The 13,325-nt window shown below is 71.2% G+C and carries 10 protein-coding genes; 4 read left to right on the forward strand and 6 right to left on the reverse strand.

Annotated features, from left to right (window positions below; translation table 11 throughout):
• Nucleotides 1-378: 378 nt before the first annotated feature.
• Nucleotides 379-1,659, reverse strand: coding sequence for a hypothetical protein (locus ABZ078_RS18630; protein WP_356576526.1), 1,281 nt, complete (start codon nt 1,657-1,659; stop codon nt 379-381).
• Nucleotides 1,660-1,842: 183 nt separating this feature from the next.
• Between ABZ078_RS18630 and ABZ078_RS18635 the strand changes: the two genes are divergently transcribed.
• A complete protein-coding gene (locus ABZ078_RS18635) occupies nt 1,843-2,739 on the forward strand; it encodes a DUF4429 domain-containing protein (RefSeq protein ID WP_356576527.1) in 897 nt (298 codons plus the stop codon).
• Nucleotides 2,740-2,784: 45 nt separating this feature from the next.
• On the opposite strand, the gene ABZ078_RS18640 is transcribed toward ABZ078_RS18635, so the two are convergent.
• Complete coding sequence (locus ABZ078_RS18640) at nt 2,785-3,591, reverse strand: class II aldolase/adducin family protein (RefSeq protein WP_356576529.1); 807 nt, start codon at nt 3,589-3,591, stop codon at nt 2,785-2,787.
• Between the two features lie 188 nt (nt 3,592-3,779).
• On the opposite strand from ABZ078_RS18640, the gene ABZ078_RS18645 reads away from it, so the two are divergent.
• The gene (locus ABZ078_RS18645) at nt 3,780-4,253 is read left to right on the forward strand and encodes a pyridoxamine 5'-phosphate oxidase family protein (protein ID WP_356576531.1); all 474 of its coding nucleotides are present in this window, start codon (nt 3,780-3,782) and stop codon (nt 4,251-4,253) included.
• Between the two features lie 9 nt (nt 4,254-4,262).
• Here ABZ078_RS18645 and guaA read toward each other — a convergent pair whose 3' ends face one another.
• Complete coding sequence (gene guaA, locus ABZ078_RS18650) at nt 4,263-5,846, reverse strand: glutamine-hydrolyzing GMP synthase (protein ID WP_356576533.1); 1,584 nt, start codon at nt 5,844-5,846, stop codon at nt 4,263-4,265.
• Between the two features lie 327 nt (nt 5,847-6,173).
• Between guaA and ABZ078_RS18655 the strand changes: the two genes are divergently transcribed.
• A complete protein-coding gene (locus ABZ078_RS18655; protein ID WP_356576535.1) occupies nt 6,174-6,473 on the forward strand; it encodes a chorismate mutase in 300 nt (99 codons plus the stop codon).
• 752 nt (nt 6,474-7,225) lie between these two features.
• On the opposite strand, the gene ABZ078_RS18660 is transcribed toward ABZ078_RS18655, so the two are convergent.
• Nucleotides 7,226-8,314 (reverse strand): hypothetical protein, encoded by a 1,089-nt coding sequence (locus ABZ078_RS18660; RefSeq protein WP_356576537.1) that lies wholly within the window; start codon nt 8,312-8,314, stop codon nt 7,226-7,228.
• Nucleotides 8,315-8,657: 343 nt separating this feature from the next.
• Here ABZ078_RS18660 and ABZ078_RS18665 point away from each other — a divergent pair, with 343 nt between their 5' ends.
• Nucleotides 8,658-9,722, forward strand: coding sequence for an LAETG motif-containing sortase-dependent surface protein (locus ABZ078_RS18665; protein WP_356576539.1), 1,065 nt, complete (start codon nt 8,658-8,660; stop codon nt 9,720-9,722).
• A gap of 102 nt (nt 9,723-9,824) precedes the next feature.
• Here ABZ078_RS18665 and ABZ078_RS18670 read toward each other — a convergent pair whose 3' ends face one another.
• The gene (locus tag ABZ078_RS18670; protein WP_356576541.1) at nt 9,825-11,633 is read right to left on the reverse strand and encodes a GMC family oxidoreductase; all 1,809 of its coding nucleotides are present in this window, start codon (nt 11,631-11,633) and stop codon (nt 9,825-9,827) included.
• A 49-nt stretch (nt 11,634-11,682) separates the two neighbouring features.
• On the reverse strand, nt 11,683-13,296 hold the full coding sequence (locus ABZ078_RS18675) for a succinic semialdehyde dehydrogenase (protein ID WP_356576543.1): 1,614 nt from the start codon (nt 13,294-13,296) through the stop codon (nt 11,683-11,685).
• Between the last annotated feature and the right edge of the window lie 29 nt (nt 13,297-13,325).

A 13,325-nucleotide genomic window follows, 5' to 3' on the forward strand; every position in this document is an offset into this window, starting at 1 on the left:
GCCCGTAGCCGCCTCTCGCCCGCCGTGCCCTGACCCCTCACAAAACGATACGTACGCAATGGCTGCGCCGCTCAACTGTTGCGCCCCGTATTGTCCGGCCAGACCCGCCCGAGGGAAACCCCGCGTCCCTGCGCCGAAAAGTGGCGCACCGGATGGTCGCCCGCAGTGGCCGTCGTCAAGACACGGCACCTCCCGGCAATGCACCAACCGCCGGTCCGAGGACGGACACCCCCCACACGGCCCCGACCCACCACACACCGCAGGCGCTACACGCACCCCCACCGGACACCCGCGGGCCGCCGCAGGCGTCAACGCGCACCCCCACCAAACCGGCACAGGCCACCGCAGGCACCCCCGCCCAACCGCCGGAGGCAACTGTCACTCCGTCACATCAATCGCATACCGATTCGTCTCCACCCCCGCCGCCGTAACCACCTGCACCTCCACCCGACCCGGCTCCACATCCGCCGGCACCGGCACCCTCAGCACCGCGTCCGTCGGGTTGCTGAACCCCCCGGCCACCGGCACCAACGGCACATGCACATGCACGGCCCCGATCCGCACCACCATCCGCGACAACCGGTCCGCCGCCTGCGCCCCGGGCGGCACGAACCCGGCCCCCCGGATCTCGATGTCGTCCCCGGTACGGATCGGCGCGTCCAGATCCCCCGCCTCCCGCGCCCGCACCACCGAGAGGATCACCGGCCGGCCCCCTTCCGCGTACTTCCCGGCCAGGTACGTCGCCGCCGAGACGAGCACCACCACCGCCAATCCCCACGGCAGATCAGGCAACTGATCCGGCCGCCGGGCCAACCGCACCGCCGCGAACAGCAGCGCGACCCCGCCGATCACGACGTACTGGATGTCCGCGAACGTCCCCCGCCCCGCGTCGTCCGTCAGCAGATCCGCCGCCCTGGGCCGGTCCGCCCGTACCTTCTGCAACCGCTGCCCGAGCACCCGCACCCCGACGACCCGCCGCACCAGCACCGCGATCGCACACACCACGGCGAGCACGGTCACCACACCGGCACCCCGCCCCAGTTCGAGACCGGCGATCAGCGCATCGCGCTCGGCGTGCCCCGACGCCGCCGCCAACCGCCCCACCAGCACGAGCACGGCGTACGCGACGAACAGCACCCATGCCCCGGCCACCGCGCGCGACGTGGACAGCCGGTTGTCCTCACCGATGACCGGCGCCAGCGCCCCACCCCGCGCCCGGTGGAACCACGACGCCGCGGTCAGCGCCCCGGCCGTCACCAGCGCCGCCAGCAGCCCGGCCGTACGCGCCGCCGTCCACCCCGCGCCGATCGCCGTGAGCGCCTGCCCCAGCAGCAGCGCCACGACCAGGATCCAGACCACCGACGCCGTACGCCACCACAGCCGCCCGAGCCAGGCCGCGCCCTCGGCACGCCCCCGCTCGGCGACCAGTTCCGCCGACTGCGTCAACTCCTCGGAGACCCACTGCCGGGAGGCCGACGCCGAGTGGGCCACCGCGGCCGGCAGCCCCTGCCCCGCCGCGAACCCGTCCCGCTTCAGCAGGAATTCGGCGACCGCCCGCCGATGTCCCGCACGCGCCCCGTGCGGACAGTCCCCACAGGCGCAGCCGCCCCCGTGCCCGCCCATAGCCGCGCCGCCCTGCCCAGCCTCCTGCACCGCCACGCCCGACGCCCGCCTTCCCCGCGACCTCATGCCCTCATGCCCTCATGGCCTGCTGGCCCCACCGACAACTCCCGCACGACGACAGCGAATTGTGCCCTACCCCACCCGCTCCACGCCCGGCAGCCCGGCCTGGGCGGGTGATGGGAGGGGCCACCTTGTTGACCCGGCTGCGAGAATTCCCCTATGGCCGAGATCATCCAGCGTGACGGGACCTGGGCCTTCGACGGCACGACGGTCCGGATCACGCCTGGACTCCACCGCTCCGTGCCCCTGTTCCGGCAGACGTACGGAGAGATCGCCGTACCCCTCGAAGCCGTCACCGGCATCGTCTTCGAACCCGAACGCAAGCGCGGCCGGCTGCGCATGCGGCTGCGCGAGGGCGCCGATCCGCTGCTCCAGGCGACCGGTGGCCGGCTCCCCGACGCGGCGGATCCGTACCGGCTGACGGTGGACGTCGATCGCGCCGGGGTCGCCGAGTACGTCGCCGAGGAGGTCCGCCGCGCGCTGCTCCTGGACCAGATCCCCAAGGAACCGACCAAGACCTACCTGCTGCCCGGTCCACCGGTCCCCGTCTCCGTCCGCTCCTCCGACGGCACCGTCTCCTTCGACGGCGCCCGGGTGCGGATCGACTGGTCCGAGACCTCCGACCGGGTCAAACGGGCGACCGGCCCGCGCATCATCGACGTCGGTGACCTCGTCCAGGTCGAGTGGCTGCCCAACACCTCCTACGAGGACGGCTTCCTGCGCTTCGTGACCCGCGAGACGGTGTTCGCCAAACTGCCGCCGGAGAAGGACCCGTACGCCCTGGACCTGTGGGGCAGCGCCCGCCGCGACCTGCTCACCGCACTGGTCGCCACCGCGGTCACGGCCCGCCTGCCGCACCCGTCCACTCGCCCCGACGTCGCCCCAGGCGTCGCCCCCGCCGACCGCCCCCAGCCGACCGCGTCCGTCCCGGCCCGGCCCGACCACCACGACGTACTGCTGCGCCGCCTGCGGGAGTTGGGCGAGCTGCACCGCGACGGCGTGCTCACGGACGAGGAGTTCGCGAGGACGAAGGCGGTCGTCCTCCGGGGCTTCTGAGCAGGGCGTTTGAGCAGGGCGTTTGAGCAGGGCGTTCGCGAACCCTCAGCTCAGCAGGTCCGGCTCGCTCCGGCTGACGTCCTGCCACAACGGCTGGTAGTTGATCCACGCCACCAGATCCCCGCCGAGCTGCTCCCGCGTGGCCACCGCCTGCCGATGCTCGATGAGCACCGGACGCCCCGCGGCCTTGGCGCTCAGCTGGACCTGACAGGACCGCTCCATCGACAGGAACCACCAGGCCGCCGCGTCCACCGAGTCGCCGACGGTCAGCAACCCGTGGTTGCGCAGGACGAGCGCCTTGTGCGAGCCGAGCGCGGCCGCGATCCGCCGGCCCTCCTGGGCGTCGACGGCCACGCCCGAGTAGGCGTCGTAGAGCCCGTGATCCTCGTAGAAGGCGCAGCTCTCCTGTGTGATCGGGTCCAGCAGCTCCCCCAGCGCCGCCAGCGCCCGCCCGTGCACCGAGTGGCAGTGGGCGACGGCGACGACGTCCGGGCGGGCGGCGTGGACCTGGGAGTGCACGGTGAACGCCGCCTGGTTGACGTGGTACCGGCCCTCGATCACCTGCCCCTCGGAGTTGGCGAGGACCAGGTCGCTGACCGTGACGTGCTTGAACGGCATCCCGAAGGGGTTCACCCAGAAGCAGTCGCTGAACTCGGGATCGCGCGCGGTGATGTGCCCCGAGACCCCGTCCTCGAACCCGAGCCGCCCGAAGATCCGCAGCGCGCCCGCGAGCCGCTCCTTGCGGTGCCGGCGCTCGTCCTCGACGGACTCGTGCATCGGCGGCATGGCGAACCGCAACTGCTCGGTGGGCAGGGGTGAGGGCGGGGTGGACCCGAGGGGCGTCCCGTGCATGCGTCGTCCTCCAGCACTGGGTTGCTGTACGGGGCGGAAGTTACCGGCGGTCAGCGCAGGAGAACAGAGCCGTTCTGTAAAGATGCCGCGCCCAACCCTCTCGAACGCCAGGCCGGGCTGTCGTCGGGAGACCCCGCATGGCCGCATACCCGACAGCAGATGTCGGGTATCGGCGCCACACTCACCCTATGACAGCGAATTGGGCAACCTTCACCGAGGCGGAACCCGACCTCGCCCGCACCATCGAGGACCGCTTCGGGGCCTTCACCCACCACATCCTCGCCACCCTCCGCAAGGACGGCTCCCCGCGCACCAGCGGCCTGGAGGTGCGTTTCCTGAACGGCGAGCTGTGGTTCGGCATGATGCCGGACTCCCTCAAGGCGCTCGACCTGCGCCGCGACCCCCGCTTCTCGCTCCAGGCGAACCCGGGTGAGGGCACCGCGATGGGCGGCGGGGACGTGCGGATCAGCGGGCGGGCGATCGAGGTCGAGGATCCCGAGACGAAGAAGGCGTACACGCAAGAGGTGGAACCGCCGGAGCCGTTCCACCTCTTCCGCACCGAGCTGACGGAGGTCGTGCGGACCTACGTCGAGGACGACACGTATCTGGTCGTCCAGGTCTGGAAGCCCGGAGAGCCGGTGCGCACGCTCAAGCGGACCTGACGGGAGGGACTACTCCCACTCGATGGTGCCCGGGGGCTTGCTGGTCACGTCGAGGACGACGCGGTTGACGTCCCGCACCTCGTTGGTGATCCGGGTCGAGATCCGCGAGAGGACGTCGTACGGCAGCCGCGACCAGTCGGCGGTCATCGCGTCCTCGGAGGAGACAGGCCGCAGGACGATCGGGTGGCCGTAGGTGCGGCCGTCGCCCTGGACACCGACGCTGCGGACGTCCGCGAGCAGGACCACCGGGCACTGCCAGATGTCCCGGTCGAGGCCGGCCGCGGTCAGCTCCTCGCGCGCGATGGCGTCGGCCTCGCGCAGCAGGTCCAGGCGCTCCTTGGTGACCTCGCCGACGATCCGGATGCCGAGGCCCGGACCCGGGAACGGCTGGCGCTGGACGATCTCCTCCGGCAGGCCCAGCTCCTGGCCGACCATGCGGACCTCGTCCTTGAACAGCTTGCGCAGCGGTTCGATCAGCTTGAACTCGAGGTCCTCGGGGAGGCCGCCCACATTGTGGTGGGACTTGATGTTCGCCGTGCCGGTGCCACCGCCGGACTCGACCACGTCGGGGTAGAGGGTGCCCTGGACGAGGAACTCCACCGCCGGGCCCTCGTCCGCGATGATCTCGGCCTGCGCCTGCTCGAAGACCCTGATGAACTCCCGGCCGATGATCTTCCGCTTCTCCTCGGGGTCGCTGACCCCGGCGAGCGCCTTGAGGAACCGCTCCTCGGCGTCCACGACCTTCAGCTGCACGCCGGTCGCGGCCACGAAGTCCTTCTCGACCTGCTCGGTCTCGCCCTTGCGCATCAGGCCGTGGTCGACGTACACGCAGGTCAGCTGGGAGCCGATGGCCTTCTGGACGAGGGCGGCGGCGACAGCGGAGTCCACGCCTCCGGAGAGCCCGCAGATGGCGCGCTTGTCGCCGACCTGCTCGCGGATGGCCGCGACCTGCTCGTCGATGACGTTGCCGGTGGTCCAGTTCGGCTTCAGGCCCGCACCCCGGTACAGGAAGTGCTCCAGCACCTGCTGGCCGTGCGTGGAGTGCATGACCTCGGGGTGGTACTGGACGCCGTACAGCTTCTTCTCGTCGTTCTCGAAGGCGGCGACCGGGACGACGTCCGTGGAGGCCGTCACGGAGAAGCCCTCGGGGGCGGCGGAGCACGCGTCGCCGTGCGACATCCACACGGCCTGCTCGGCCGGGGTGCCCTCGAAGAGGGTGGAGGCCGACTTCGACACGTGCAGATCCGTACGGCCGTACTCGCGGGCGCCGGTGTTGTCGACCGTCCCGCCCAGGCTCTGCGCCATGAGCTGGAAGCCGTAGCACATGCCGAAGACGGGGACGCCGGCCTCGAAGATCTCGCGGTCGAGGCGGGGGGCGCCCTCCTCGTACACGGACGAGGGGCCGCCGGAGAGGATGATCGCCGCCGGGTTCTTGGCGAGCATCTCCTGGACCGGCATGGTGCTCGGCACGATCTCGCTGTAGACCCGGGCCTCGCGGACGCGACGGGCGATGAGCTGGGCGTACTGCGCACCGAAGTCGACGACCAGGACGGTGTCGGGGGCGGCGGTGGCAGCGGGGGTCGCTGGTGACACGGGAGCCTTCCGGCGGTGGGGCGGGGTCTCTGTGCTGGCCAATTCTACCGGGGTGGCCGCGGGTGACCTCCCGCCGCGGGAGGAGAGCCCCGTCTCACCATGCGAACCGGCTTGGACCCGGCATCCTCCCCCGGCATACTGGCCCCATGCTCACGCACCCGACCTTCCTCTTTACCTATGGCACCCGGCCCGCCGGCTGCCATGGTCGTGCTGCTTGAGCAACTGACAAGCGACTTCCCAGGCGCCCCGGGCCGACAAGGTCCGGGGCGCCTGACGTTTCCGGGTCCTGTCGCTCCGGGGCACCTCCCATCCACGAGGAGCCCCGCCATGACCGCCACGACCGCCACGACCGCCAACGATGTGACCGGCGCCCGCACCGCCGAGGCCGCGGACGTGATCACCGGTGCCCGTGAACGCATCGACGCCCTGGACGACCGGATCATCGGGCTGATCCAGGAACGCGTGGCGGTGTCCGCCGTGATCCAGGAGGCCCGGATCGGCTCCGGCGGCCGGCGCGTGAACCTCTCCCGCGAGATGGAGGTCCTCAACCACTACAGCGAGGCGCTGGGCAAGCCCGGCACGTCCCTCGCCATGACGCTGCTCGAACTGTGCCGCGGTCGCATCTGAGTTCGGGGCCACCTCTCACCCGTACGGAGCGTGACGCCTCCCGGCCCCCTTCGTTGGTACCGGTGTCCGCGCCAGCCAGGCGCGGGCCCGGAAGAACCACGCGTGGCTCACTGGAGCGATGAGGCGTACGGATCTTGCCGTGCGCCGTGGGACCTCGCTCCAGGCAAGTGACCGGACGGCAGGGGACAGCAGCCCGGTCACTCAAGAGAAGGTCGGCTCCGGGGACGCCCGGGGCCGACCGGCGGAACGGTAAGAAGACGTGCGTAGCGCAAGAAGGCGTACAAGGCTGGGTCAAGCGGTTGCGGTGGCCGCGCCCATCCAGCACGATGCGTAGAAAGCCTCCGAGTTCCGCCGAGTTCCGCCAGTCAAGCCCCCTCCCAGACAACTGCATGTGCCTTCCGCCCCGCTGTGCGCCGCCGCACTGCCAGAGGTCGAGACCGCTCGTGCGCGCCATGTGCGCCGGGGCGCACGACCCGGGGCACGGAAGGCGCGAAGGCCAAGCGGCGCGCCCCCCGGCGCCGCTTCCCCAAGCACCGACGCTGCCCTGACGTCGGTGCTGACGAAAGAAGGGCCCCGCGGCCTCCGCCTGCGGGGCCCTTCTCATGCCGGAGGGACTCCAGGTCTCATGCCGGAGGAACCCAGGTCTCATGCCTGAGGGACCCCGGGCTCACGCCGGAGGGGTCCCGGACGGCCGGACGACGAACGGTGCAGGGCCGGTCGGGCTACGGCCGACCGGGCGACATCCGGTTCCGTCAGGTGCGCGAGACGGTGCCGCACTCCGTCCCGGCCCCGTCCAGCCTCCGGCTGCGGTCGTACGGGTCGACCGCGTCGCCGGAGGGACCGGGGTCGGCTCGCAGGTCGGCCTGGAAGCGCGGATGGATGAAGCCGTCACCCTTCCGGCAGAGGTCGTTGCCGATCTCACTGCTGAGGTCGAGCAGCCAGACGCGTCCCTCGGTCGCCCGGTACTCGGCGGGGTCGACGACGTCCACCTCGACGGCCCGGCGGACGATCGTGCGGGTGACCTCGTTGCCGCCACCGGCCTTCGCCACCGGGTAGACGAAGGTGTAGTCGGCCCGGACGAGCACCCTTCCCTCCTGGTCGCCGTCGGGTTCGACCGTCATACGGCCGCGTACCTTCACCTCGGTGCCCACGAGTTCGACCTCGTCCGGGTCGAAGCGGGTGAAGTACCACTTGGGGTCGTTCTCGACCGTGGGGCGGCGCAGGCCCGCGCGCAGCTGGGCGAGGTAGTCCTTCGCCAGTGGATCGAGGAGCCCCAGTGCCGTCTTCGGTTCGGCGCCGTACAGGACGTCGCGGTCGAGGTTGGAGGCGACGAGGAACTCCTTGGTGAGCCGCAGAGCCGTCTCGATCCGCGCGGCGGAGACCCCGCGGAGGGCCTTGGCCTTGGGCACCTCGATGGCGTCCGCGCCGTCGGCCCAGCGTTCGGCCGGGGAGCCGGCGAAGGGACGGGCGCGGGTGGGGGTGTCCGCGGCGGCGGAGGGCGGGGCGGTGGGGGCGGCGGTCTCGGCGGCGAGCGGTGGCGCGGCGGGGGCCTGCGCTGCGTCCCCGGTGCCGAAGGGGTCGCCGGGGACCAGCGAAGGCCGGACCGCCACCACGGCGACGGCGACGGCGACGGTCACCCCGAGGACCGCCCACAGCCGCCGGCGCCGGGCGGACCGGCCGTTCATCTCCTGCCAGGCGGGGCCGGTACGCCAGCCGGGCGGCGACTCCCCCCGGGCGTCCTGCCGGCGAAGCCGCTCGGTCACCATCCGCGCCCGCGCGGACGGCTCCTTCGGCGCGGTATGAATGTCCCGCTCGCTGTCCCGGACGAACTGCTCCCACACGTCGTCGGGTATGGACGACGAGGACGACCCCGCTCCCTCCTGGGAACCGGGTCCGGACCCTTCTGACGGTCTGTCGGCCACGGCTGCTTACGCTTTCTCTCGATCTCCTACGGGGCAGCTGAGCGTACGTCAGCCCTCGGACAACGCTCCGGTGCGGTCGTCCTGACGGGTCGCCAGGCATGTGACGTAGGACACATAAGAAATCTGTTAGTGAAGGCACAACCATTCACAGCGGTCACTGATCAAACCCTGCGAACCAAGGGCCCCACCCGCGCCCCACACGCGGAGGCCTCCCTATACGCGTGTTGCGACGTCGCAGCACTCCGGACTTTCCGAGGTCTTCATGAAGCTTCGCCGTGCACTGGCCGCCGCAGCCGCGACGGCTGTCATAGCGCCGATCTCGCTGCTGTCCGCGCCGGTCGCGTTCGCCACGGAGGACGAGACGCCGGCGCCGACAACGGCGGAGAGCACGCCGGCCGTCGACGAGACGACGGCTCCGGCCGAGGACGCGACCAGCGCCCCGACCGAGGACGCGACCACCGACCCGACCGACGAGGCGAGCACCCCGGGCGACGACACCCCGGGCGACGACGAGACCACCCCTCCCACCGACGAGCCGAGCACTCCGGCCGACGACGAGTCGACCCCGGCCGAGGACGAGAGCAGCCCCGCCGCCTCACCGTCGCCGAGCCCGAGTGAGAGCACGCCTGAGGAGGTCGACTTCTGCGAGGACGCGGACGACGAGTCGGTCGGCCTCAGCGAGGACCTGCGCAGCGGTCTGTCGGGCCTGCCCGAGACGATCGTCGCCGGCAGCGGCTGGACCAACTTCTCGTTCAACGTCTCCAACTCCGGCGACCAGGACATCAAGAACATCAAGCCGCTGATCGGCGTCGCCGCGGTCGGCTGGGACGAGAACGACTACTCCGGCCAGATCACGGTCCAGGTCTTCAACAAGCAGACCGGCTCCTGGCAGACCCTCGCGGACGCCGCCGGCGAGGGCGCGACGTTCACCGCGTTCGCGCTCGACGCCGGCCAGTCGACCTCGTTCAAGCTGCGGCTGAGCGTCAGCGGCAAGGTGCCGGACGCCATCGGCATCACCGGCGGCTTCGCCCAGTACTCGGACGCGGACGGCTGCTGGCTCGCCGACGACCCGAACGGCTGGGTCTACTTCTTCGACATCCTCGCCGCGGGCTCCGACCCGGGTGACCCGGACGACGCCAAGCCGCAGACCGGCGGTCAGAAGCCGATCTCCGACGTCAACGAGGTCGACGTCGACGGCGAGCTCGCCGAGACCGGCTCCAGCTCCAACCTCCCGGTCCTCGCGACCGTCGGCGGCATCGCCATCGTCGCCGGTGCGGGCGTCGTGTTCGCCATGAAGCGCCGCAAGGTCGGCGGTGCGGAGGCATAAGCCTCACCAAAGCTCTACGCAAGACGGAGAAGGACCTGCGCTCGGAGGGGGGTGCAGGTCCTTCTCTGTTTCTTCTGCTCTGTCTACGGCTGTCGCCGTGCCCTACTTCTTCGGTGGTACCGCCGGCATCCCCAGGAACGGCAGCCTGAGCGCGCCGAACGCGTCCGCCGGGACCGCCGGGGACTTCGGCTCGACCGGCTGTAGGCGTTCGTACGCCGCTCCCTGCGCCGGACGTGGATCCGGCTCGCCCTTGTTCGGCCAGTACGACATCGCCCGCTCGGCCTGCGCGGTGATCGTCAGTGAAGGGTTCACGCCCAGGTTGGCCGACACCGCCGCCCCGTCGACGACCGAGATGCCGGGGTGGCCGTACAGGCGGTGGTACGGGTCGATGACGCCGGTCTTGGGTGAGGAGCCGATGGGGCAGCCACCGAGGAAGTGGGCGGTGAGCGGGGTGCCCATCAGCTCGCCCACGTTGGAGCCGGCGAAACCGTTGATGGACTCCGCTATCGCCGACGCGCCCTCCGAGGCCGCCTTGATCTGCTTCGGGTTGGGGGACCCGTGCCCCTGGCGGGCGGTCAGCAGGCCCTTTCCGACGCCGTCCGGCTTCAGGTACGTCGTCAGCGAGTTGTCCAGCGACTGCATCACCAGGCCGATGATCGTCCGCTCCGACCAGCGCCGGTTGGACAGGGAGCGCAGGACCAGCAGGGGGTGACGCGCCGCGTTCGCCAGCCAGGCGCCGGCCCGCGACCGGCCCTCCGCGTACGGCACCTGCAGGATCGACAGGCCGCCCATCGAGTTGGAGCCCTTGCCGTAGCGGACCGGCTCGATGTGGGTGTTCTCGTCCGGGTGGATCGAGGAGGTGATGGCGACTCCGCGGGTGAAGTCGACCTTCGGCTCACCGGTCGCCTTGCGGTAGCGCCGGTTGTCGGTCTGCGCGCCGACCAGGGCTTCGGAGTTCGTGCGGGTCAGCTCGCCCAGCCGCGGCGAGACGTACGGCAGTTGACCGCCCGCCTTCATCCGGTGCAGCAGGGTCTGGGTGCCGTACGTACCGGCCGCCAGCACCACCCGGCGGGCCTTGAACAGCCGGCCCTCGCCCTTCCTCCCGCGGTCGGTCGGCAGGGTCGCCACCGCGTACCCGCCCCGCGAGTCGTCCGTGACGGAGACGACGGTCGTCATGGGGTGGACGACCGCCCCCGCCTTCTCGGCCAGGTAGAGGTAGTTCTCGTTCAGCGTGTTCTTCGCGCCGTGCCGGCAGCCCGTCATGCATTCGCCGCACTCGGCGCAGGCCCTGCGCGCCGGACCCGCCCCGCCGAAGTAGGGGTCGGCCACCTCCTCCCCCGGCCTGGCCTTCACCGTCCCCTCGGCGTCCTTGCCGTCGCCGAAGAACACGCCGACCGGCGCCATGTGGAAGGTGTCGCCGACGCCCATCTTCTCGGCGGCCGCCTTCAGGTGGACGTCGGAGGGGGTCATCGTCGGGTTGAGCCGTACGCCGAGCATGCGCTGGGCCTGGTCGTAGTACGGCTTCAACTCCTCCTGCCAGTCGGTGATGTCACGCCACTGCGGGTCGTCGAAGAAGGGCTTCGGCGGTACGTAGAGGGTGTTGGCGTAGTTGAGGGAGCCGCCGCCGACGCCCGCTCCCGCCAGCACCATGACGTTGCCCAGCAGGTGGATGCGCTGGATGCCGTACATGCCGAGCTTGGGCGCCCAGAGGTAGTTCTTCAGGTCCCAGGAGTTCTTCGGGAGGGACTCGCGGCTCCAGCGGCGGCCCGCCTCCAGTACGCCGACGCGGTAGCCCTTCTCGGTCAGGCGGAGCGCCGTGACCGACCCGCCGAACCCCGACCCGACGACGATGACGTCATAGTCGTACCCGGAGCCGTCGTCCTGTTTCTGGGCGGAGTTCTCCTGTGACACGTGCTCTCCTCGTCGAAAGCTGTGGTGCGGCGGGCTCGGAAGCCGGGCCCTAGCGGAAACGGAACGCCTTCATCACCCGCAGGCTCCGGCTCATGAACTGCGCGTACTGCTCGTCGTCCATGCCCAGGGACGGCGCCATGGGCAGCAGCCGCTGCTGGGCGACCGTCTGGGCCTCCGTGTACTTGAGGATGCCCTCGGAGCCGTGGCGGCGGCCGAGGCCGGAGTCCTTCATGCCGCCCATGGGCGACTGGACGCTGCCGTACGCCGGGGCGTACCCCTCGTTGACGTTCACCGTGCCGGTGCGCAGCCGGGCCGCCACCGCGCGACCGCGGCTGCCGTCCTTCGTCCAGACCGACGAGTTGAGGCCGTACGGCGTGGAGTTGGCGTGCTCGATCGCCTCGTCCTCGGTCTTGAAGCGGTAGATGGACACGACCGGGCCGAAGGTCTCCTCGGCGCAGACGGTCATCTCCGGTTCGACTCCGTCGAGGATCGTCGGCTCGAAGAAGTACGGGCCGATGTCGGGGCGGGCCACACCACCGGCGACGACCTTCGCGCCCTTGGCGACGGCCTCCTCCACATGCCGGGTGACCGTCTCCAACTGCCGCTCCCCGACCAGGGATCCCATGTCGGCGCCGTACGCCAGGGACTTGCCGAGCCGCATCGCCTTGGTGCGGGCGGCGAAGCGCTCGACGAAGGCGTCCGCGACGGACTCGTGGACGTAGAGGCGCTCGATGGAGATGCACAGCTGGCCGGCGGAGGAGAAGCAGGCGCGGACGGCGCCCGCGGCGGCCTTCTCGATGTCGGCGTCCGCCAGGACCAGCATCGCGTTCTTGCCGCCGAGTTCGAGGGAGACGCCGACCAGGCGGGCGGCGGCGCCCTGGGCGACCTCGCGGCCGGTGCGGGTGGAGCCTGTGAAGGAGACGTAGTCGGCGTGCCTGACGACCTCGGGGCCGACGACGGGGCCCTCGCCGAGGACGACCTGGAAGACGTCGGCGGGCAGACCGGCCTCGATGAGCAGGTCACGGGCCCACAGCGCGGTCAGGCAGGTCTCGGTGTCCGGCTTCATGACGACCGCGTTGCCCGCGACGAACGCCGGGAGCGCGTCGCCGACGGACAGCTCCAAGGGGTAGTTCCAGGGGGCGATCTGGCCGACGACGCCGCGCGGGTGACGCAGTTCCGTGACGCGCGTGAGGGTGGGCATGGCGCCCGCGTGCCGCTTCGGCTTGAGGTAGGCGGGTGCCTTACGGCCGTAATGGCGGGCCGCGACGGCTACGGCCTGGACCTCCTCGTGGGCGTGCAGGCGGGCCTTGCCGGTCTCCAACTGGATGAGGTCGAGGACCTCGGCCTGGCGTTCGAGCACCAGGTCGTGGAAGCGGAGCAGGACGGCGGCGCGCTGCCGCACGGGGATCTGGGCCCAGACGGCCTGGGCGGCGCGGGCCGCCTCGAAGGCCTTCTGCACGTCCTCAGGCGTGGATTCGGGCAGGTCGGCCAGCTTCTCGCCGGTGAACGGCGTGTGGTTGGCGGTACGTCCGGAGCCGACCACGCCCTTGGTGAGCTGGGCCACCAGCTCGGGGGTGACCACGTCGGCGGCGGTACGGGCGCCCTCCGGAGCGGGGGCGAGAGGGTTGGTGCCGGTCTTGGCCGGGGCCTGCGCGTCCGTCATGAGGCGCAGGGTATGCGGGAGCCGAGGCT

The organism is Streptomyces sp. NPDC006385, assembly GCF_040612485.1.
Lineage (GTDB): Bacteria > Actinomycetota > Actinomycetes > Streptomycetales > Streptomycetaceae > Streptomyces.